At 69.3% G+C, this 2,843-nt stretch carries 4 protein-coding genes; 3 read left to right on the forward strand and 1 reads right to left on the reverse strand.

Annotated features, from left to right (window positions below; all coding sequences use genetic code 11):
- Positions 1–256, forward strand: a 256-nt coding sequence (locus ACJA3G_RS34405; RefSeq protein WP_406556957.1) for a hypothetical protein, incomplete at its 5' end; no start/stop codon positions are given.
- A 572-nt stretch (positions 257–828) separates the two neighbouring features.
- Here the strand turns inward: ACJA3G_RS34405 and ACJA3G_RS34410 are convergent.
- Positions 829–1,407, reverse strand: coding sequence for a hypothetical protein (locus ACJA3G_RS34410; RefSeq protein ID WP_406556958.1), 579 nt, complete (start codon positions 1,405–1,407; stop codon positions 829–831).
- A 389-nt stretch (positions 1,408–1,796) separates the two neighbouring features.
- Here ACJA3G_RS34410 and ACJA3G_RS34415 point away from each other — a divergent pair, with 389 nt between their 5' ends.
- Complete coding sequence (locus tag ACJA3G_RS34415) at positions 1,797–1,943, forward strand: hypothetical protein (protein ID WP_406556959.1); 147 nt, start codon at positions 1,797–1,799, stop codon at positions 1,941–1,943.
- A 235-nt stretch (positions 1,944–2,178) separates the two neighbouring features.
- The gene (locus tag ACJA3G_RS34420) at positions 2,179–2,403 is read left to right on the forward strand and encodes a DUF6009 family protein (protein ID WP_406556960.1); all 225 of its coding nucleotides are present in this window, start codon (positions 2,179–2,181) and stop codon (positions 2,401–2,403) included.
- The last annotated feature ends 440 nt before the right edge of the window (positions 2,404–2,843 follow it).

Below are 2,843 nucleotides of genomic sequence, written 5' to 3' on the forward strand. Positions count from 1 at the left end.
TTCCCACCCGGGCCGGATCACCTGGGACCCCACCGATCAGGCCGAGCCCGTACCGGTCCCGCCGACTGTGGTCGACGGTGACGGGGACCTGTGGCTGCGGGACCGGGGCACTGGCACCTGGACCATGCCCGAGTTCAACCCGAAGGAGTTCCCGGCCCGCTGTGGCGAGGTTCTGACGTGGAACGAGCTTGCCCGCGAGTTCGGCCCGCTCACCGCACTGGCCGACGACCGCCGCATCGGCGGCGGCCGGCGCTGACCGCGCCGCCTTCCGCGATGACCGCGCCCCTGAAGCGACCCGGGTAGCTGGGAGCTCCAGCTCACCGCCGAGCTCTCATTGGAGCCGCGGCCCCACGCGCCGATCAGTGACTCAGCGTGGCCGGTCCACAGAAGTTGTGCCAGAACCGGAACTCGGTGCTGGCACAGATCTTGGGGAGCGGCCACGGAGGGTGACAGCAAAAGATCTTCGACATCGCCATCAAGGAGATCAAAAAGGAAGAACTGCTGCTGAAGGACCCTGCCTAAAACTGAGGGACTGGTCCTCCCGCCGGGGGCCCGCTCCCGGTGGCGTTCTCCAGCCGTGATCCTTCCCAGCGCATGAAGCATTGCGCCTGTTCACGCTGCTTGCAGTGCTGGTGCCGGGCGGGGACGGCCGCCGTCCCCGCCCCTGCGGGGTTGAGCTGCGAAAGAGCCCCGGTTTCGGCCGGGGCTCTTCTCGTTCACGCGGCTTACAGAGCGCGGGGCGGACGTTCCGTCACCGGCCACACGCCAGCCGCCCGCCCCCCGCCTCGGTCACCCTACCGACCACCGCGACCACCGCGGCCCGGCCTGTTACAGCTCGTGCGCGCGCTGGATGATCCGCCGTTCCAGCTCCTCACGCTGGGCGGGTGTGTAGTCCCGCTCGATGACGACGGCCGCCCCGATCACGCCATCGGCCCCGATGGCGGTGGTGATTCTCGGTTCACTGGTGGTGGTCCGGGTCGGTGTGTGGCGTCCCTGGTGCGCGACCTCGCCGTTGCGGATGACGACCAGGCGTTCGGCGCCGGCCTGCATCCACGCCGTCTCGATAGCATCCCCGCCCCACAGCTCCGGCGCCCCGCTGAACTCGCCAGCGAACCCGTCCCCGGGTGCGGTGTGCTCGACCAGCCGCAGCTCATGCTGCTCATGGCCCGGTCCCGGTCCTGGCTTTCCGCTGGTCACCACCTCGTACGTCTCCGTCCAGCCGGGCAGGTCCCCGTACTCCCCGAAGGTCACCACCAGGCGGTCACCGGGCCGCGTCGGATACCAGGGGGCTCGGGTCAGCTCCTCGTGGCCGGCCATCAGCGCGGACACCTCCCCGGGAAGGTCCCGGTGGAGCCTGGCCTCCGTAGCCCGTCCCACCGGCGACGTAGGCCCCTCGTGCTGCGTCATGGCTGCTCTCCCATCCTGCCCGGGGCACCCGTTGCGCCCCGGCCCGATGGCACGACAAGCTGACAGACAACCGCAACCCGTCAGCAGGCCCTAAACCGCAGGCAAATCGTGCTTCCCGGACAAGTCGTGCCCACGTATGGGAGGGCCGGAACCACCCTCCTGGGGGAAGAACCGGCGGCCCAGTCGCGGCGGTGGGGATCATGACGACCCGCCCCCTGGGTGTAGGGGCCGGTCCCTGGCGGACGGGCGCGGTCGGACACCGCAGCACCTGATCTGTTCCCGTGAAGGGTGAGCGCGTGCCTTCGGGCATTGAGTGGTGTCGGCGGCGGCGGAAGGCCAGTCGCGCGGCATACGCTTGACCAGGGCGCTATGCGGCTCGTTCTTCGATCATGAAGAGCACGCTGAACAAGCTCGTGACCATGTCCGTGATGACCTTGGTCGTCACGTCGGCCGCCGCGATCCCTGCCCAGGCAGCCCCGGAGCCACCCGATCCTGGCGCTGGGGCCGTCTGCGAAACCAGCGGCATCGTCGGGTAGGTGGGGGGCCTGGTCGGCGGCAATGACGTGTGCGGCGATGTCGGCGACGACGACGTCGACGACATTGGAGACGACCTGCCCCGCCACCGCAGCCTCCCCCACGTGTTCCGCGGGTCCTCTTCCTGAGAGAGTGGCCGGTGATCATCGCCAGGAAGCTGCCGCGCCTGCCGCCGGTGTCTGTGTCCGGCACCGCCCCTCGAGGGGTGCCAGCTGGTCCTGGTGAGACGAGCAACGCATGACGCTGGGGGATGGGCGGCGATGGCCGGCCTGCCGTCTGGCGAGGGGTTCCTGTGCTGCTGGTGCGCCGCCCGCTGGAGGGGGCGCACCGCGGGTAAGACGATGGCCGGTCCCCAAAAGCCTCTACCGGCAAGGGGCCCCGGGCGAAGACATCGGCCCCCGGTCCATCGAGTCCCGGCGTGTGGGGGAGATGACGTCCCGTTCCCAGCGGTCGCAACGATAGCCTCCGGCGGGTGACGACCTGATCTTGCTCTGTGGTGGTTGGTGGGGGCGCGCGGTGTGCACTGGCCACGCTTGAGCTGATCGGCCCAACGGCCACGCCCTCGTCGTGACTTACGGGGACGCGGCTCAGGCGGCTGACATTGTTCTCTTCTGGCTTGCATAGCCGGGGCTTCGCGCCCAGGGGTCGTCGGGCGAGAGGACCGGCGCGGTGCGTTCTGCCTGAGCTCGGATCTCAACGTGAGATTCGAGGCGGTGACACGGAACGCTTCCTCGTAGAGACCAGGGCTGCGCTCATGACCCTGCCTGCCAGGCCCAGGCGACGGATACGTGCTGCCGGTCACGCAACGAAACCCAGGACTGCGGCAAGAACCCCAGCCAGGGTCAGTAGCGGTGGGAGCGCATCCATAGAACTCTTCGGTCGTGTTCTGGCTGCTCTCGGGG

This window comes from Streptomyces sp. YS-3, from assembly GCF_045257485.1.
In the GTDB taxonomy this organism is placed as follows: Bacteria; Actinomycetota; Actinomycetes; order Streptomycetales; family Streptomycetaceae; genus Streptomyces.